At 60.2% G+C, this 18,622-nt stretch carries 16 protein-coding genes; 4 read left to right on the forward strand and 12 right to left on the reverse strand.

Annotated features, from left to right (window positions below; all coding sequences use genetic code 11):
* Positions 1-18: 18 nt before the first annotated feature.
* Together LC490_RS20445 and LC490_RS20450 are read right to left on the reverse strand one after the other, a co-directional pair.
* On the reverse strand, positions 19-1,812 hold the full coding sequence (locus LC490_RS20445; protein WP_223621410.1) for a caspase family protein: 1,794 nt from the start codon (positions 1,810-1,812) through the stop codon (positions 19-21).
* Between the two features lie 66 nt (positions 1,813-1,878).
* On the reverse strand, positions 1,879-2,388 hold the full coding sequence (locus LC490_RS20450; protein WP_223621411.1) for a DUF1697 domain-containing protein: 510 nt from the start codon (positions 2,386-2,388) through the stop codon (positions 1,879-1,881).
* A gap of 401 nt (positions 2,389-2,789) precedes the next feature.
* On the opposite strand from LC490_RS20450, the gene LC490_RS20455 reads away from it, so the two are divergent.
* The gene (locus LC490_RS20455; protein ID WP_223621413.1) at positions 2,790-4,517 is read left to right on the forward strand and encodes a M91 family zinc metallopeptidase; all 1,728 of its coding nucleotides are present in this window, start codon (positions 2,790-2,792) and stop codon (positions 4,515-4,517) included.
* 206 nt (positions 4,518-4,723) lie between these two features.
* The gene (locus tag LC490_RS20460; RefSeq protein WP_223621414.1) at positions 4,724-5,296 is read left to right on the forward strand and encodes a hypothetical protein; all 573 of its coding nucleotides are present in this window, start codon (positions 4,724-4,726) and stop codon (positions 5,294-5,296) included.
* A gap of 135 nt (positions 5,297-5,431) precedes the next feature.
* Here the strand turns inward: LC490_RS20460 and LC490_RS20465 are convergent, their stop codons facing one another.
* The 5 genes from LC490_RS20465 to LC490_RS20485 form a co-directional block, all read right to left on the reverse strand.
* Positions 5,432-7,243, reverse strand: a complete 1,812-nt coding sequence (locus tag LC490_RS20465; protein ID WP_223621415.1) for an XVIPCD domain-containing protein — start codon at positions 7,241-7,243, stop codon at positions 5,432-5,434.
* A gap of 2 nt (positions 7,244-7,245) precedes the next feature.
* On the reverse strand, positions 7,246-7,926 hold the full coding sequence (locus tag LC490_RS20470) for a hypothetical protein (protein WP_223621416.1): 681 nt from the start codon (positions 7,924-7,926) through the stop codon (positions 7,246-7,248).
* Between the two features lie 87 nt (positions 7,927-8,013).
* Entirely contained in the window at positions 8,014-8,541 is a 528-nt protein-coding gene (locus LC490_RS20475; protein ID WP_223621417.1) for a hypothetical protein, read from the reverse strand.
* Between the two features lie 209 nt (positions 8,542-8,750).
* Positions 8,751-9,404: a hypothetical protein gene (locus LC490_RS20480; protein WP_223621418.1), complete on the reverse strand. Its 654-nt coding sequence runs from the start codon at positions 9,402-9,404 to the stop codon at positions 8,751-8,753.
* Positions 9,405-9,799: 395 nt separating this feature from the next.
* The gene (locus LC490_RS20485; protein WP_223621419.1) at positions 9,800-10,765 is read right to left on the reverse strand and encodes a hypothetical protein; all 966 of its coding nucleotides are present in this window, start codon (positions 10,763-10,765) and stop codon (positions 9,800-9,802) included.
* A 740-nt stretch (positions 10,766-11,505) separates the two neighbouring features.
* On the opposite strand from LC490_RS20485, the gene LC490_RS20490 reads away from it, so the two are divergent.
* The gene (locus tag LC490_RS20490; RefSeq protein WP_223621420.1) at positions 11,506-12,072 is read left to right on the forward strand and encodes a hypothetical protein; all 567 of its coding nucleotides are present in this window, start codon (positions 11,506-11,508) and stop codon (positions 12,070-12,072) included.
* 640 nt (positions 12,073-12,712) lie between these two features.
* On the opposite strand, the gene LC490_RS20495 is transcribed toward LC490_RS20490, so the two are convergent.
* From LC490_RS20495 to LC490_RS20505, 3 genes are all read right to left on the reverse strand, one after another.
* On the reverse strand, positions 12,713-13,858 hold the full coding sequence (locus LC490_RS20495; protein WP_223621421.1) for an XVIPCD domain-containing protein: 1,146 nt from the start codon (positions 13,856-13,858) through the stop codon (positions 12,713-12,715).
* A 30-nt stretch (positions 13,859-13,888) separates the two neighbouring features.
* Positions 13,889-14,452 (reverse strand): hypothetical protein, encoded by a 564-nt coding sequence (locus LC490_RS20500; protein WP_223621422.1) that lies wholly within the window; start codon positions 14,450-14,452, stop codon positions 13,889-13,891.
* Positions 14,453-14,570: 118 nt separating this feature from the next.
* Positions 14,571-14,831 (reverse strand): transcriptional regulator, encoded by a 261-nt coding sequence (locus LC490_RS20505; RefSeq protein ID WP_223621423.1) that lies wholly within the window; start codon positions 14,829-14,831, stop codon positions 14,571-14,573.
* A 638-nt stretch (positions 14,832-15,469) separates the two neighbouring features.
* Here LC490_RS20505 and dcm point away from each other — a divergent pair.
* Positions 15,470-16,420, forward strand: a complete 951-nt coding sequence (gene dcm, locus LC490_RS20515; RefSeq protein WP_223621425.1) for a DNA (cytosine-5-)-methyltransferase — start codon at positions 15,470-15,472, stop codon at positions 16,418-16,420.
* On the opposite strand, the gene LC490_RS20520 is transcribed toward dcm, so the two are convergent.
* Both LC490_RS20520 and LC490_RS20525 read right to left on the reverse strand, forming a co-directional pair.
* Positions 16,421-17,377 carry a hypothetical protein gene (locus LC490_RS20520; RefSeq protein ID WP_223621426.1) on the reverse strand — a complete coding sequence of 319 codons (957 nt, stop codon included), beginning with the start codon at positions 17,375-17,377 and terminating at the stop codon, positions 16,421-16,423.
* 3 nt (positions 17,378-17,380) lie between these two features.
* Positions 17,381-18,511: a ParB N-terminal domain-containing protein gene (locus tag LC490_RS20525; protein ID WP_223621427.1), complete on the reverse strand. Its 1,131-nt coding sequence runs from the start codon at positions 18,509-18,511 to the stop codon at positions 17,381-17,383.
* Positions 18,512-18,622: the final 111 nt, after the last annotated feature.

Genomic DNA, 18,622 nt, shown 5'->3' on the forward strand with positions numbered 1-18,622 from the left:
GTGGTCGCTGCCCGGGCTTCATACGAACGGCTGGATCGGCTCGAAACAACGGATGACACCATCATTCCCCAGCGCATGGATGGCGCCGTCGAACTGCGAGCAGGTCATCCAGCGCAGCCCGACCCCGATACCGCTGCCAGCATCGAGCGTCGCCACGTGCTCGAAGGTGCGGACGTCGACCAGGAACACCAACCCCTGGTCGGCGCCTATCGCGAGCAATCTCGGGTCCTTGGTCATGGAGCAACACAGCAGATGGTAGGTCGGCCGTCGGCCCCCATGTCCGGTCTCGTGCCAGATGCTCTCGCCGCGCTGGGCCTCGAACCGCTCCGGGTCGGACAAGAAGAGATTCGCATCGTCGGCCGAGAGTTTGTGGTGGCGCAATCGGCCATAGGCGCCGAGCACATCGACGCTGGGCCACTCGAACATGGACCGCTGCTCGACCTTGCCGGTCTGCGTATCGATCCGGATCACCACGCCTCCGTCGCAAACGCCTACCAGGTGCTTCGTGTGTTCGACCCAGGCCAGGTCGTAGACGTGTTGGCGACTCTCCAACGGGATGTCGGTGCGCAGCGGCTTGTCTGCACTCAAGTCCAGGCGGCAAACCGAGTCCGAAGTTCCGCACAGAAGCAGCACCTCGTTGGACTGGAATATCGCGCCATAGACATCGGAAGGTCGGCTGTCGGAGCAAAGCAGGCGCCAGCGTCCGTGTTCGCGACGCATGACGCTGTAGCCGCCATGCCCATAAACGACGGCATGAATGCCGTCGGGCGATTGGCTGATACCGAAGGGATCGACGCACTTGATTTTCAGCTTCGCATCGGGCGTCAACGGCGAGTCCCGCTCGGGCTCGGACACCTGCAGCGACACGAAGGCATTCGACCCGGCGAGCAGCACTTCGTCCTCCCGGGCGGTAGCTACGGTGTACTTCTTCGGATGCCCCACGAAGCGGCGGACGAACCCGTCCCTCACCAACTGCAGGCGGCCCTCGCCGTTCACCACGACCGCGGCATCCATCTCGCGCTCCTGCAGACGCGTGCTGGACAGCATCGGATGGTGCAGCGCAGCCGACCACGCCAGCGCATACACCGGCAGGTCGCTGAAACCGGGTCGTCCACTGACGCTGGTATAGACCCAGGGCCGTTGCTGCGCGTGGCTCTCGGTAATCACCTCCTGCCCGCACTGGCCCAGGCTTTCGACGATAGTCGCGTCGTGCCGCAACAACGCCGCTTCGAGCTTCTTGCAATAGGTGCTGTTGCCGCCCGTCCCGTCGTAGGCCGGCTGCCCGGCACTGGTCGAGTAGGCGATGACGACGTCGTCGGCCTGCGCGGCCCGCTTGAGCCGCTGCGTTTCCCGCGTGCTGATACGGGTGAAATCGAGCATCTGCTGCGGGTTCCACCCCAGGGCCGCGTCGCGGCAGGCGTCGATCGTCACCACCTTCGGGCCGCGCCCTGCCTTCAGCGCGTCGACGACCTCCAGCACCGAAACCCCGCCGCAATTCAGGCTCAGCGGAGTCGCGGGGAACACCGAATCGACCGGCATCAACACGCCGTAGCCGCCGATCTCGACCGCATGCCCGGCGTAGTGCACCACGCTGAAGACGCGGTCGCCGGCGTAGCCGTCGACTCTGGCGCGCAAAGCATCCAACGCCGCCCTCAGCTCCGCAGCCGTCGGATCAGTCAGCAAGGTCGAGTCGAACCCGCGCGACCGCAGCGCGGCATGGATGCGCTTGGCATCGTTGACCGGATTGGGCAGGGCAGCCTTCGCGGGCTGATAAGCGGCCACGCCGATGCAAAGCGCAATGCGGTGTTTCATCCGAGTCCTTTCAGAAGTGGCTGCCGATGCCAGGCCGGTTGCAAACGACAGTGAAGACAGCGCCCCTCAACCGTTCGCCATCTCGATCAACTTCGCCACCGTATTCAAGTTGCGCGCGGTGCCGGCCTTGGCCGCGGGGATGACGAGCTTGGAATCGGCCATGCCGTCGCCGTAGTGCACGTAGATCTCGCGCTCGCCCAGGGCGATTTCTTCGCCGTTGCGATGCTTGACCGCAGCCAGCGCATCGGCCGGCGGCGGCGCGTCGAGAAAGATCAGCACGGCGCGGTTCGGCGCGGCGCCCACGAACGGTTGCGCGGCCAACGCGCGCGCCATCTCCGCCGGGGTGCGCACGATCACCCCGACCGGCTTGCCGGCATACGCGGCCAAGCGCTGCTCCAAGGCCGCCTGCGCACGCTTCGCGGTCATGGCGGTGCGGAACAGCACGTTGCCGCTGGCGATGTAGGTGCGCACGTCCTCGAAGCCGGCGGCCTCGCACATCGCGCGCAACTCGGCCATCGGCAGCTTTCCGGTGCCGCCGACATTCACGGCGCGCAGCAAGGCGATATAGGTGGGCATGGGGCGGCAGGATACGGCAAGGCCGGCGACCTGTTCAGCCACGCACTAGCTGCAAAGCTCTGCGCAATGAAGCCCCTCGGGCAGCGCGCCGGCATTCGCAGGCGCTGTGCATTGATATCCCTGAACAGGCGCGTTGCAGGGCCATCGATGCGGCCGGCTTGGCCGGATCGGCGAACCCATCGCGTTTCTTGTGACTGCGCTCCCACTTCAGACCCCTGTGCCTGACTGGGGCAGCGCCTCGCCCACCCGGGCCGGACCGTTGGTCGCGTCGGTCGGAGACCCCGATTTCCTTCGCTCCCACAGTCCGCCTATAGTCGGCGAATCCAACCCGCTCGGCAGGAACACGGCTGCGCCGAGCGCCTTACCCATTCGTCAGCCTTTCAACGCCAAGGAGAATCTCTATGGCAGGCCCCACTCCCACCGTCATCAACGGCGGTAGCGTCCCGCCCGGCAGTCCGCCGCCCGATCTGTCGCGCAGCACCCCCGACGGCAAGGGCATCGTCTCGCAGGAACTGTTCCGCCAGGGCGACATCGTCATCAGCCGCGAGCAAGTGACCGGCGGCGACCAGTTCAGCGATTTGCTCGTCATCAACGGCGGCGCCGGCGACGACAACGTGCAGGTCAGCCAGCGCGCCAACGGCGTGCTCGACGTGCAGATCAACGGCCAGCCGTACGAGATCACCCTCGCCGCCCAGCAGCAGCTCGGCGTGCGCGGCGGCGACGGCAACGACATCATCCACGCCGGCCCCAACGTGCGCGTCAACATGGACGTGCAGGGCGGCAACGGCAACGACACCATCACCACCGGCCGCGGGCGCGACCGCGTCGACGGCGGCGCCGGCGACGACACCATCAGCACCGGCCGCGGCCGCGACGACGTGTTCGGCAACACCGGCAACGACACCATCGACGCCGGCGGCGGCAACGACGTGGTCTACGGCGGCGACGGCAACGACATCCTGCGCGGCGGCCAAGGCCGCGACTACCTCGAAGGCGGGCGCGGCAACGACACCCTCGAAGGCGGCCAGGGCAACGACATCCTGTCCGGCGGCCAGGACAACGACATCCTGCGCGGCGGCCAGGGCAACGACCGCGTCTACACCGGTGCCGGCGCCGACACGGTCGACAACCGTTCCGGCCGCGACACCGTCTATGGCCAGAGCGGCGAAGACACCATCACCGCGGCCCGCGGCGCGCGCAACACCCAGGTCGAAGTCGACATGACCACCAACGTCGGCGCCACGGTCACCGTCGCCGCCGGCTCGTCGGATGCCTTCCGCCAGCGCGTGGAAGCCGACCTGGACATGCTGCGCTCGTCCAATAACGGCCGCGAAATGCTCAGCGAGCTGGACCGCAACGCCAGCCCCGCCATCGGCACCGGCCACAGCGTCAGCATCACCGAGTTGGGCAACGAGATGAACGGCTACGCCGGCCCCTCGCTGACCAACGACGCCTTCCTGCAGACCGACCCGGCCACCGGCGTGACCACGCGCGGCGCCGGCATGGATTCGGTGATCAGCTACAACCCCTCGTTCCACAGCGACTTCTTCGAAACGCCGACCGTGGTGCTGCACCACGAGATGTCGCACGCCTACAACATCACCGGCGGCACCCTGCAGCAGGGCGTGTACAGCGGCACCGGCCCGGACTCGGGCAGCGTGCGCAACTTCGAGCGCCAGGCCGTCGGCCTGGACAACAGCGGCGTCGCCTTCGACTTCGACCACAACGCAGCCACGCCGGACACCAAGACCAACCCGCGCAACCTGACCGAAAACGGCATGCGCGACGAGATGGGCCTGACGCGACGTCCGGACTATAGCGTCGACGCCAAGAGCGCGTTCTCGGCCCCGGGCAATCCCAGCGCGACCGGCGCCAACCCCAACGGCGGGCACAACCACAGCCACGCCCACCTGGACGCGCTGTTGCAGGCGATGGAATCCGGCGACCGCAGCGCCACTCGCGAAGCCACCCGCGCCCTGGCCGAACAACCGCCCGGCCAGGCCATGCGCCACGAAGCCATCCACGCCGTCGACCGCCAGGAACAACAAGCCCAGGCGGAAACGCAGGCCCAGGCGCAGCAGCAACAACAAGCCGAACCGGCGCAGAGCGCCGGCGGCATGCGCCGATGAGCGACCGCCGCGCGCAGCCCCCGGGCCTGCGCGGCGCGCCCACACCCACCTGTGAATCAACGACCCATGCCGAGACCCGCCCGATGACAGCGAAGCACACGACCGCCGCCCGCCCGCGATACGCGCTCAAGGCCTCCGCCGTGTTCGCTGCCTCGCTGGCCGCCGCCTGCGCGCATGGCCTACCGCATCCTGCAGAAGACACCCGAATGAACGCTCAGCCCGACACCACCACCGCCACCGCCGACACCCGCCTGCGCGTGCAGGACGGCCAGGAAGCGAGCCTGCACGCCGAGTTCCACTACAGCGCCGACGCCAACACCCTGCTGGTGCGCTACCGCCTGCGCAACGGCAGCGCCGACCGCGCCCTGGCCGTGTTCGACCGCGGCGTGTACGGCGACCGCGCCGGCGCCACCTTCAACCCCGGCCCGGTCGGCGCACCGCGCGTCGAACAGCAAGACGGCGGCACCGTGCTGCTGCACGCCCCCGGCGCGCCCTCGGCCACCGCCGCGGCCGACCCGCTCGGTTCCGCCCCGCTCGCCGTCGAACTGAAGCCCGGCGGCGAACTGGCCGACCAGTTCGTCCACCGCTTCACCGGCGCCGGCGCCCCCAAGCGCGTGCGCTGGTGCGTCGCGGTGGCGCCGTTCGACGAAAAGCAGTTCCGCAACCCGGTCAAGACCAACCACGGCCCCATCTGGACCGCCACCGGCGACACCAGCACCGGCCGCCAGCTGCTGTGCACCCCGTGGTACGACGTGGGGACGGCGCGGTTTGTCGAGTGATTAAGCGATAGACCTGCGATAGATACGAATCGGGCCGCGAAAGCGGCCCGGTTTTTCTTGGGGATGACGGGTAGCCGCCGCTATGGGCAAGCTCTCAGCAGCATGCGGATGTAACGTCAGCTATCGAGACGCGTCTTATCGACTCATCCCAGATGATTTCTGCACTTCCTCTTGCGCCTGATAATTCTGCTGCGTGTTGAGCGCTTGCTGCGCCGACCGCTCGTTCAGTGCCTCGACCTTCTGGAACGACACGGCCTCGGGCGTCTGTACCGCCGCCTCAGTCTTCATATGCGCCCGGACGTGAGCGGGATCGTCCAATTGCCCTTGCACGATGAAGACGTTCTCTCCGGCCGCCACCTGGTCGGTCTTCTGACTGAAGACCACGTGGTCGACGCGGGTGACGCCGCTGTCCTTCGCCAGCGATAACAGGCTGGCGCTCAAGCGCTCGCTGACCTGATCCCAACTACGGCCGTTGATGCGATCCAGCTCTTTTACTTGCGTGACGATTTGCGAGTAGAGCGTGTGGTCGGGATGGCCGGGCTGGGAGGGATTCGGCTTAGCATGGTCTTTGTTGACTACGTCGCCGGCGAGGATCTCGGGATCGATCGGGACATGCTCGTAACGGTTAAGACCCGTCTCAGTATGGTCGAAATGCCGTAGCGCCGGCGGCGACCGACTGGCGTCGTAATAAGCCTGGCGCCGTTCCGGGTGCGGATCGATCTCAAGCCCCAAACGCTCGATCAGACGCTCATCCAGACGCAACTGCGCCATGTTGATCTGCATCTGCGGCTCGACGCCATCGACCGAATGCGCCTGCTTACGATCGATCGTGATGGCACGCTGGATGGCGTTACGACCGTAGTAGTTGGGGTAGTCGGCCTCTCTATGCGGGCCCAAGCTCGACGTCTGTTGCAGAGGTATTCCCGGCGTACCATCAGGATGTTTATCGAAGTAATGCCTTCCCATCGCGGCAATATTTTCGGGAGTCTGAGACAAGGAAAAATCCGGATTGAAGACCAGACCCGGCTTAGGGGAGGCTTTCTGCGCAACGATATCGTAGTCAACGAAATCCCTGACTTGATTTACTTGGATTTTTGACATCACAGCCAAATCGACCGACGGCTTGATTTGCTGCGTGCTACTCAGAACGGCATTCCAGCCTGCGATCTCGGCCTTTGACTCATCTTCTCGGCCTGCTTGAACCAACTTCTCAATAGGCAGGGTGTAATCGTTGATCGGATTGCTATCCCGTGCAATTTTCCGGACCTCCGAATCGAACACCCGATAGGCAGCCTGCTTTTCGGCATGGTTGAATCCATGCTGAGTTTCATGGCCGAGCACGAAGGTCAATGAGCCAACGTTGAACTTTCCAGCGGGGTTGGCTGCAGTCTTACTTTGAAGGCTCGATGCAGGGAGATTCATGGTCTGAGTAGAGCCATCGTAAGTACCACCCGCTCCAGTTCCTGGCGCCATCACCGCGAATTGCTTCAAATGACCGGCCGCAGTGGCCGCCTTCATTTGGTCAGCCAATACAGGTGAGCCGTTGATCGTACGCTGAAGATTGTCGACCATTTCCTGGCTGACGGTGGCCGGCTGGTTCGCCGCATCTGTATAGCTGCTATGCGCAAAACGTACTGACATGTCCTGAATACGTAGCGCGCCAGCAAGGCTCGGACTCGGCTCTTTGCCTGCTTCGCGGAACCCCGAAGCGGGCAACATGATCATCCCGGACTGTATGTCGTACGCACCAACAAGGTTGTCTCTTGTACTGATGTGAAATGCGAACCCTTTTAGCCGCCCAGCCTCGGCCTCCTTATTCAAGCTTCGCAGCAGACTCGAATCCGCATCAATCGCAGCATACAGTTGCGCCACTTGGTTACTATTCGCGCCCGATGTGGCGCCGAACCTATCAATCGCTGCCTGAAGTTCCCTATTCGGCCTGGCCATAGTCAATCCACCGAATGTATCGCGACCGACTTAACACAAGAACGCGGCAACGCTCCTTCGCTTGCAATGCGCTCCCTCCTCTCGGTGACGATAACTTGCACCTCGGGCCGATAGAAGCTGTAGTCAATCGCTCGACCTATTTCGTCATGCGAAGTCGTCATGGTGAAGCCGATCTTCTTCAGCGAGTCTGCGTAATCATCGAAGCTAAGGCCGCACACTGGCGTCATATCCGCCTGTTCATTCGCCGGGTTCGCAAAGTCGTAACGAACAGTCTTCAGCTTCGCTTCCGCATCTTCGAAATAGGAAAGCGCGTAGTGCCAGCCAGAGTCCGGCAGATACAGTCCGAACACATATGCCCTACCATCTGGGGCATATCGAAGGGGGAGCTTGGTTTGCTCAAGGACTCGATCCAGAGTCAGCTCCTCAATCGTTTTCAACCCGTCGACCAACTTCAGGAGACGCCGCCCCATTTCCTCAGGCGTGATCTCCGGGTAGTCGCTCGCAGGATGCGGCTTATAGGACTCAGTTGAGCTCACGTCGGAGGCCCCCTTGGCAAATGGCTGATCTATTGGGCTAACAGGCGCTGCATGGGTGCAAGCACTCAAAATTGTGCAACTAGCAGCCAGCAGCAGCCTAACGATCGAAGGATGATTTAGGTGCTTCATGAGTTCTGACTTGGCCATACGTTATTGATCCGAACGAGTAACGATGATCCTGATGCAAGCATGCGGAAGCCTCCCTTCGTCCGTGGATTCGAGGCTCTATCGAGCTCAATCCGCTGAAGTAATCATCAACTGCGAGACACACATGTGATACGCGCCTGTTTTCTCGTTGGGAACGCTCGCCGCGGGCACCACCCGGACCTTAAGCGGCGAGCGCTCGAAGTAGTAGGCCAAGGCCTGACCTAACTCGTCGACATCGATCCACAGGGAATAGCCATCTGCCTTGAGCTTCCTTACAAGACCATCGACGGACAGACCGCACAAGGGGGCGCCTTTAGGCCGAGCGTCGCCGACATACGCATACTCCAGCTCCAACAATTTCCCTTCGAGACCTTCGCGGTAGTTCACACCGTAGTACCAAGGGGAATCCGGCTCCTGAACAGTGAACGCATAGACCTTTCCCTTCGGCGCGTACTTCAGCGGTATTCCGGTGCGCGCAGACACTTGGTCGACGGTTAGTTCGTCCATGGATTTCAGCCCATCCAGCAGTCGCAAGGTCCGGCGCCCAAGTTCCTCTGGGGTCAACTCTGGATGCTCGGTGGGCGAACTGATTCCGTAGGCATCTATCGACGTCATGTCGACAGGCTCTTTTTGGCCTAGAGGGGGAGACGGCATGGGCAGAGACGCTCATCAGGCTGCAGCCTGCCAGCTCCGCTGCGCCTACTACCGTTCGAAATAGAATAATCATGGGAACTTCGTCCAATGAGGCAGGAAACTTACGATCCCAAGCAATGGCCATTAGTATCCTTCTAACGTTGATAGCAGCCTGGACAGGCTGGTATCAACTAATCCTTTGACTGAATTGTCAGCACTGCCACGCAGGTATCTGCCCCAAGCGGACTCGACATGCTGTAGTCGCTCGGCACTATGCGCACTCTCAAGCGGTCCCGAGTGAACACGTATTCGAGCGTGCGACCAATCTCGTCAATGTCGGTATTCATGATATAGCCCAATGCCTTCAACCGCTCCGCGACCGCAGTGACACTCAGCACGCAAGGAAATACGTCGGGATGTCCAGGCTCCTCCGGCCCGTCATATCGGATCTCGACGAACCGTCGGCCATTCTTGTCGCTATGGATGGCACTGTAGAAACCCGAGCTTTTAGCCAGTTCCACGGAGAAGACGTGCAGATTCTGGGCAGGAGCTAACTTGAGCGGGAAGCCCGTTCGCTCGATCACTCGCTCCAGTGGAAGCTCTTCCATCGATTCAAGCCCATCGACCAGCCTCAGAACGCGCCGCCCGGCCTCTTCGGCCGTCAGATCGGGGTATTCGCTTGCTTGATTGACCTTATAAGTATCCGGAGACGTCTCGACATCGGATGACAAAGAGTGGCTAGGAGCCGCCGCTTTCAACGGCGCTTGCGCACAAGCAGCCAAAGCCAGGAACGCCACGGGTAATACACCTAGTGCCAGCCATGCCCGCCGTGGTGGTCGCTTCATGCGCAAGTTTCGCGGCCCGTCCATGCCTGCCCAATGCCTATGACTTCGGAATCAGGCCGAGGTTACGCCAGCCCCTGGCCAGGAAACAATGCGTAACCTGGGGAAAGGCACCGACAGCGCGTTTTGTCTACAAAGAATCGAGAACTAAGCACACTTGTGGGTTGGCGTAGGCGAGCATCATTCGCCGGATATCAGTTCCACACGGCGATGCAATCGCTACTCCAGGTTGCGCCAGCGTTCAAGATTCGCCCAGCTGTATGGCGCCGGACTAAAGATGAGACCAACGAGACGCCACACGGCTTCAGCAGTGTGGCGCCTGGCATTGACGCGGTGACCTTCGGGCGGTTGACATGGCAACGCTCGATGCCCCGATACGACGGTCACATCCTCTCCGGTTACGAAGCAATGAGAACCCACTCCGCCATACCTGAATCGAGATTTTTTCCGACACAGAACCACAGGCTATGGCGAATATCTCCTGCTCCCGATCGCGCATCTTCGATCGCCAACAGATCCCCACCCTTTCCTTCGACGAAGCCGTTGGGGTCGTTTTTGCTTGCCAGCTTCATGGGGACCAGATGTATCTGCGCCAGCTTGCGGGACTCAAACTGTCCGCCGCGATCACTCTCGCTTACCCCGAGAACACCAACGGAATCGCGGCTCGTCCCGACCGCCCCAAGTCCACTCGCACAGAAGCCATAGATACCGACATGGTTGGGCGGTAGCACTGTCCCGGCTTCTGGTCGGTCGCCGCTGATGCCGACGACGCCCGCGAGTTGAGGGCTGACGCCCACGACACCATGGCTGGTGAACTCGACACCGCCTTCGCTGTACCCGACAACGCCCGAACCGAATCGGCTCTGCCCCATCACGCCGATGCCTATGTCGGTGCTCTTCCCGAAGACACCGGCACCGGGCTCGGCGCAGGTTCCAAATTCTCGCGCGCTCTGTCCTAGCGGAGGATTCAATGAATCGGTCGCTCGGTGCCCGCCGAATACGCCTGCGCCGTCAATGCCTTCATTCAATCCCATGACGCCGTTGCGCGCATGCTCCGCCGACTGCGCTCGCAACCCCAGCACTCCCGGTTCCCCCATCCCTAGGACACCCTCTTGTTTGGCGCTTAGCCCAACGACACCGGCACGCTCGGACGACGCTCCTTGCACGCCATGCCAAAGCTCGGATTCGCCCAGCACTGCGAAGTACTTGTGGGATATCCCATGTACGCCGACGCCATCATCGGCGCCGGCTCGGATACCTAGTTTTTGCCCCTGCACCTCGGCGCCCCGCTCGATGTTCGAACCATTGGTCTGAAAGCCGATGATGGTCGGCCCTAAAGCGGTGAATTGATTATCGGATGACATGATGGCGCTCCTCCATTGGGTGCAATGACCCGCGGATGAGTCGTGCTGCGCCAGGCTGGTCGAGCGACTTATGCAGTTGCTTTCCAACTTACGGCAGAAACCTGGGCATTCGCGTCCAGTGACCCGCGGCACCCTAAGCAACGATGCAGCGCACAGCGACCGGCCATTTCGACTCAGTTGGTGCCACTGCATTGGATTCACAGGGCTGCGCCGCGTGCTTCGCTCGACCCTATCAATCGCCGCTTTCGCCTCCACAGCCACAGATCGAGGAGCCATCTTCCACGTAGGCACCGTCGCTCGGGTATTGATGCGGCTCGTGTTGCGAGAGCACCAAGCCGGCTTCACGCGCATCGGTCTTTGCCAACTGCGCGCACGCCACCGCCCCTATGATCGGCACCAACCCAGATCAGGGCGAGCTGCCATCGCTGCTGAGCGGGCGAGAACCTGCCGCTGCACAGCACCACCCTCGTCGCCGCCAGGTTGAGCATCACCAGGATGCCCAACACCACGGCTTGCCATCCCATAGCGCCACTTCGATCCAGCGGATCCGGTGCGCGCACTCCCAGTGCCGGCCGGGCGGCCGTCTATAACTCGAAGGTACTGCCCTGTCCGCCCGCTCGGTCGGCCCAGATCAGGCCTTGCGGGGCGGCGATCAGCTCGCTAAGACGGGCCTCCATGCCGTCACCCGCCTGGCGTCCCACCCAAGATTGCTAATCTGTCGCCCCGTCAAGGAGAAGACGATGAAGGTGCTCCGATACCGCCCAGCAATGTGCTTTGCTCTGCTGCTGTTGGTTGCCTGCGCTGCGGCGCGCAACGGGCCGGTACCGCCTGGGGCTAGCGTCGGAGACCAAATCGGGGACTTTTTTACCCTTCCCCTGGCCCAAGGCCCTGGCGGATTCGATCAGCTGGCTAACGCTTTGCAGCGGCGTTTTCCAACAGACTCCAACGCTTCAGCCATTGAGCAAACCGCTCAACAGACACCGATTACCCTCCAAGACGGGTACGTAGTGCAGCGCTACCTCCGACTGCAGGACGGGCGCCACCTGATGGCCGAGTTCGCCAAGACCCCCTGCGTACCGGTGCAACTCGCGGTTTCGCTGACCCGACCCGACCCTGTCCAGCTCGACCACTACAGGCGCACCGGCATTTACTTGGCAGCCGGCCGCGGCATGTCGGTAACGTTCTCGGCGGACGCGGCAAAGCCTGAATGCGTGGCGGCGGTCGAGATTGCCGAGACGCCAGGCAAGCGCACCATTGATACCAATTCAAGCCGGCAGGCTTTCGCTCGCGGCATTACATCCCTATAGCCTTCATGAGTGCAGCGAAGACAGCTCGTTCGCCCCAACGACCCACTGTCGCCTTGAGTAGCGCAATCAAGTCGGGGGATACGTCAGCAGGCTCGATATCCAATGAGCATCCGGTCTTGAACGAAAAGTGAGACGCCATGAACGCGAACTCCGAGGCAACGCGCTTAGCGGGTTGCCCCAGGCTTTGCATTTCAATGTATCGGACCAGTGCAAGCGAAGCCATGTGGGAGCCAAGCGTCTCAGTCTCTCGGCCTGGGTCGCCTTGCCAATGGACACGCACCCACCCTTCCTCATGATCGGGAACGTTACCGGTAGCGGCCTCACTAACGGGAAGAATCAAGGTTCCGTCGGTCAAGGACCGAGCGCAGTAGTCGTCCCCGATGCGCTCCCCTACGTATAACGGAATCAGGTTCGCGATAAATCCCACGATCGCTGCGCTCTTCGAAGTCATCATAGACATCCTTGTTCGGCCCTTGAAGGATCTTAGCCTCGTTCCTGGGCCAGGAACTTAGTCGTTGTCGCTTCGGATGCCAACCCTTGCCAACCGACCCCTGGGACGCGAGTGGGACATTCCGCGCCGGCGTAATGCGGTACGCGGCAACCAGATCGGCGCCCGTGAGCGGCCTTTCCGGCGATGCCGCTAGCGCCCAAGGGAAGGCCCACGGATTAATTCATCCGGTGTCTGACTCTGCGTCGAAGCTTGCCCCTGCGCACGCTCATTCAGCGCCTCGACCTTGGCGAACGAGACGCTTTCCGGGGTGCGCGTGGCCTGTTCGGTCTTCATGTGCGCGCGGACATGGGCCGGATCGTCCAGCCGGCCTTGCACAACGAAGACATTCTCGCCAGCGGCAATGCGGTCGGTCTTCTGACTGAATACCACGTGGTCGACGCGGGTCAGCCCGGCCTCCTTCGACAGAGCCAGCAGGCTGGCGGTGAGGCGCTCGCTGGTTTGGTCCCATTGACGGCCGTGTTGCTGGTCTTGGGCTCGTACGTGGCCGGCTATCTGGGTGTACAGCGCGTGGTCGCGATGGCCTGGCTCGATGGGAGAACTTGGCGCGGCACCTTGCGGTTGCCGGCGTGAGGAGGGTTCGATTTGCTCTTCCGAAACTGGGCGCTTTACCAGCATGGCGAAGTCGCGCAGGTAGGCATCGCGCTGGGTCAGCACGCCGTCGCCGCTGAGGTCGGCTAGCGGCTCCCGCCGGGTGTAAGGGAAGTTGGGTATAGGTGCCGCCAGACGCGCAATCGCCGCATCGTCGTCGATCCGGCCGGATTTCCATTCCGAGTAAATGCCGGCCGGCTCCAATCCACTGCCCCGTCCGTAGCCAATCGCATCCCACTTGGCGCGGAACGCCGGGTCGCTTTTTTGCAGATCGTCGAAGATCGGGTAGGCGTTGAATACCGTCTTCGCTTCAAGCCGGCTTCGATACTCGACGTACTCGTCTGCCGTCTTGCCACGAAACGGCTCGGTGCCGGTATGGTGCTTGTCGTGCCCGATCTCGTGAGCCAGGGTGGCGAACAACCGCAACTCGGTATCGATCCGATTGGGGGCGTCCGGGCCGGTGAGATCGGCATAGGTCTTTGCGCTGATATAGATCTTCGGCGGCTCGGTGGCGTGGTAGTACGGCAGGTCCACGTGCGACGCCGGCTCGACACGGCCGCCTTTTTCGAAGAAGGCGGCGAAATCGGCGGTGGCATGGGGCGATTGCAGAATCCAGTCGCGTGTGCGCTGCGGCAACGCCTGGAAGCCCGGCTGCTCGGCCAAGCGCGGCCCTTGGGGTTCAGTCATGGTCTTTTGGTCCTTCAAAAACAACGGCGGTTACTTCGCCCCAGCCCGCCGCTCGGTCTTCAAGTGCAGAAAACTGATGTCCTCGACGCAACGCGGGTCGCTGCGTGACTCGGTCAAGGTCAGCTCCATGTCGTTCCGGCGCGCGCTGACGCTGCGGCCCGGCGAGCCGGTGTCCGATCCCGGCGGGGGAAGTTCAATTCCGGCGACGGCTGCCGCCTGGGCCATCGGATAACAAGGCTGGCCGGCCACCGTGATCGCCACGACCGGGCGGTACCAGTATTGGTTGTCGATCTGGACGCCGGCGATGACGAAGTGGTCGGCCAAACGGATCGGGTTGCGCGCGTACACGTTCGACGGATCTTGGCTGGTGGCCTGGGCGCGGTAGAGTCGCATCAGCTCGGCGAGCGCTTGGTCGTAGCCCGACGGCCCCTGCAAGGCCCAGCGCACAAAATCGTCCATTCGGGTGGCGGATGTAGGCGTGGCGTGCTTCGGGGTGCTGCGGGCCGGAGCGGTCGAGCAAGCTGCTGGCATCAACAGCGCCATGGCGACAGCCAGTGTCGCCACCTCCTTACGGAACACGCCTGCGTTACTCACCGTTTCGCTCTCCTTGAACGCCCGCTCCCGATCACGGGAACCAGCTTAGAGCAGCGACCGAGCGCGGGCAAAAGCACATCGCGTCGCGCTGATCGGGTGCGACTCGTGGGCGTTGCGGCTACGCCCTATCGGATGCCGTGCCGGCCTTCACCAGGCGGGCCTTGAGGTCGGCCACGGCCTTGCGCTGCTCGGGTTTGGACAACAGGCCCAAGGTCAGGATGGCCTCGGCCATGGTGTCGGTTTCGGCGTAGAGGAAGGCGAGCGGGACGCCCAAGGCCTCGACGATGCGGCGAGCGGTCGCCAGATCGGCGTCATGGACCGCCTTCTCGTAGCGGTTGATCCGCACGGCGGCGGTTTCTTGCGGTAGACCTATGCTCATGCCCAGCTCCTTGTCCTAGAGAAGATCTAAATCGATTCATCCATCAAGCGAGTTGTCTACATCCGACAAAGACCATCTTTCCATAAAGGAAAGACTAAAATCAACCGTTTTGGAAAGGAAACACCTTGCTCCAAAGTTCAGACTTGTCGTATGAAGACATTCGGCTCAAGGCTAAGGGGACTTCGCGACGCACGCGGCTGGTCACAGGAGAGACTTGGCTTTGAGCTAGATGTGACAGGAGCGACGGTCTCGAAGTGGGAGCGCGATCGTGCTCAGCCGAGTCTCCAACATCTTGCAACCCTCCTAGAAATCTTTTCTTCAGACGGCGCAGATCTCGATTGGTTAATCACAGGTGGAGCCAGACCTAGTCGGACCCCACAAAAGCAGAATTCGCTCGAAATTTCACCGAGAATCGCCGAGAGTCAGGACGAACAGACTCTGTTGACCAGGTATAGGCGGTTGGAGCCAAAAAAACAGAAGCACCTGCTCGGACTAATTGCAGAATAAACCTAAATCCATACCATTCGAACGAACTGCTCGCATCCGCCCGCGAAATACTATTTTATTAACCACCCCTAGAAATAGGCAAGAAGCACCCAACCACATAACGCATCGAATATATAAAAGGCTTAAGAAGTATGCGGACCGCAGTATCGTTGTTTACTGGCTGTGGAGGCTCAGACGCGGGTTTAAGCACCTGCGGGTTCGAAGTCCTAATGGCAAACGACGTCCTTGCTTATGCCAAAGACGTTTATGAAGCCAATATGCCGGAAACAGATTACCGTCTAGGTGACATTAGAAAAATAAAATCCTTTCCCAAAGCGGACCTGTTAGTGGGGTGTTATCCTTGCCAAGGCTTCAGTCAGGCTGGCGTGCGAGATCCGAGCCGCAGCATAAATTATCTGTATCGGGAGTTTGACCGCGCGCTGCGCCAGATAAAGCCAAAAGCATTTATAGTCGAGAATGTTGCAGGCATGAGAAGAGCCGACTCCATTCACCTTTATGAGAATCAGCTACGAAGATTTCGCTTGGCGGGATACAAGGTAAAAGCAAAGGTGCTATCCGCAATAGACTATGGCGTCCCTCAAGAGCGCATGCGCCTTTTTTTTGTGGGAATTCGCTCAGACCTGGGAGAAACCTATGAATTCCCGGAGCCAACACATGTACAACTTTCTTCTAGCGACGATACGCGCCCGTTCGTACCCACACTTAAGGATGCTATCGGACATCTACCCGAATGGCCTACCGGTGAATACGACGAACAACCGTTCCATTGGTACTACTTATCACGGAACAGAAGACGTGGCTGGCATGAAGTAAGTAAAACAATTGTTGCCAATAGCCGTCACGTCCCACTACATCCAATAAGCCCGGTGCTAACCCGCTTACATACAGATTCGTGGAAGTTCTCTAGTGATGCGCCTGCAAGGAGGCTTTCATACCGAGAGGCGGCCGTCATTCAGGGCTTTTCAGACAGGATGAAATTTCCCGACACTTGTGGAATCGCATTGCGTTATCGCGTTGTTGGTAACGCCGTCCCCCCACCGCTTTTTGCAGCTGTCGCCAGAACGATCCCTGACATTTGGTGATTAAGCTAAAACAAGATCTGAAGCAGGCCTAACAGCCTGAGCCATTTGAATACGCTGAGCAGCCTCTAAATAGTCTTCTGCAATTCTCGTTAAGCGGGCGCGATCGAAGACCAAGCCCGCTTGACCAGTTGTTTCACGCAACATTTCGTCCACTAACAAATACGGCGTCACAAAAGCTCTAACAGGCGGAACGAGTGTTACGTTTCGAAACCATTTCTTTATTCGATCGACATTCAGCTCTGTCCACTTGGTTTTCCAATCGTCGCCACACGCGCACTGCGCCAAAATATATAGTCGACCAGCCCGATCATCTAGAAGCCGCTTGATGACTACGAAATCAATACCCTCATCCTTTGTATATTTAGGATCGGGATCCTGTGGCTTTCCCATTTCTGGAGACCATGTCCACTCCCAGGGCATATGCTCAAGATGCTTCATCGCCGTACGAAATCGGCGGCCAATTGCCTTGTCACGCGGCCACCCCACATGCAAGGACGTGGAATCACTCCCCATATAATGCTCGACGAGCTTCGCGGTAGCGCGCTCAAATCGTCGAGGCAAGTCAGTATATGGTTTCCGAGTAATCGATTTTGCGAGGCAGATTGCCAGGCAAAACTCATAGAACCCGCTTTCACTTGGTCGATAGATCAATCTTTCGCCGGAAAGCTCAAAGGGATAGGCAGTACCCAACAACGAAACTCTTCGCTGAAGCTCTTCACGTATTGCTCCGACTTCAGCATCAAGTCTCAGGTCATTCTCTGCCCAGGCTTCATTACCGGGCGGGCCGTCATCACCATCCTCGGCCACTTCGAGTTCATCGATCGCCCCCGAAATGGTGTCGTCTCTCACACCAGCATCGATTACGACATCGCCGCGCTTGATTGCCTCAAGTTCCGTTTGATCCGCATTTCCAGAAGCAGCCTGCAACCTGTACCTATCTTCGTACGGCGTCGTCATTATCTAGACCCCTGCCATTCCCTTGATTCGTTGCTCCAAAGCGGACGCTAGATTTCGCACACGGCCAGCCGAGTCGACGAAAGTCGAGGCCACCGCGGGCGCCAACGGAGACTCTTCGACACGCGCAATTAACTGAGACAGAGTATCTCTGCTCCCAGCAAGTCCGGACCTCAACTGATCTTCAGTAGGCTGACTTATCCGCTCAATCTCATCCACGGATTTACCTTGCTCAAGTAATGCTAGCTTTTCAGGATTCACAAGCACTGACGCCAAAGTGCCCAACTGGCGAGAATCGGTGACAGCTGCGTTTCTGCCAGCTTTCGCATCACCAAACATTGCCCTAACTAAAACACCACCCTTACTCAGATTTGGCTTCTGAATCGGCTCAGCGTCGGTAACATCATCCTGCCCCTCAATTCCAAGATACTTACGAGCCGCGGAATATCCAAGAATCGTATATACCCATGAAAATGGATAATCACTGACACTCCCGCGCCCCCTACGGACACTGTCCTCGGGGCGAAAATCACCACTCGCAATTAACTGCTGAATGACGTGATACCCCTGCAAAAGCCTTTCAATAGTGCGATGCTGGTCCCCGATCATAGAGGCCACTTCACGCACCGTGAGCTGGTTCTCTTTAATAACTCTCGCAACCCATGCAGCCTTGGCATAGGAATCCCAACTCTTTGAAGAGGCGATATGACGCACGCCAAGATAGGAAAGTAGATTTTTCTGAATGGCTCCGGGCGCAAAAACTATCGCAGGAATGGGATCCAGTTGAGGAGAATTGTGCTCCTTCCATACTTCTACATATTTTAAAGCTCTGTTTTTTTGGTTATCTGCTCGAGCATCGCCTGTAAGCATGAGGCAGGCGGCCAGTCGTCGATTACCTTCCACCACGACATAACGACCGCCATCCTTCTCCCTCACGACTATCGGCTCGGCGCTGAAATAGCCATTTACCGACATCGAGCTAAGTAAATCGTCAACTCCAAACTCTTCAACTATTTTGTCCAGCACCCAGCGCTGACTCTGGTTGCCTCCTACTGGATCGCCAAAACGAGGATTTGACGCATCTAGATCAAGCGAACTAAGCGCAAGATCGCGAGAAGTCGGGACTTTCTGATTCATTAAATGCCCCTGAAATGATGGCCAGACGGCAGAACCTCTTGAGGAGGATCACGAAATGCTTCTCGATCTAAAGCGAGAGTCGTTAAGAGAGCGGAAAAGCCTCAGGGGATA

The organism is Lysobacter sp. ESA13C (assembly GCF_019970005.1).
In the GTDB taxonomy this organism is placed as follows: domain Bacteria; phylum Pseudomonadota; class Gammaproteobacteria; order Xanthomonadales; family Xanthomonadaceae; genus Lysobacter; species Lysobacter antibioticus_B.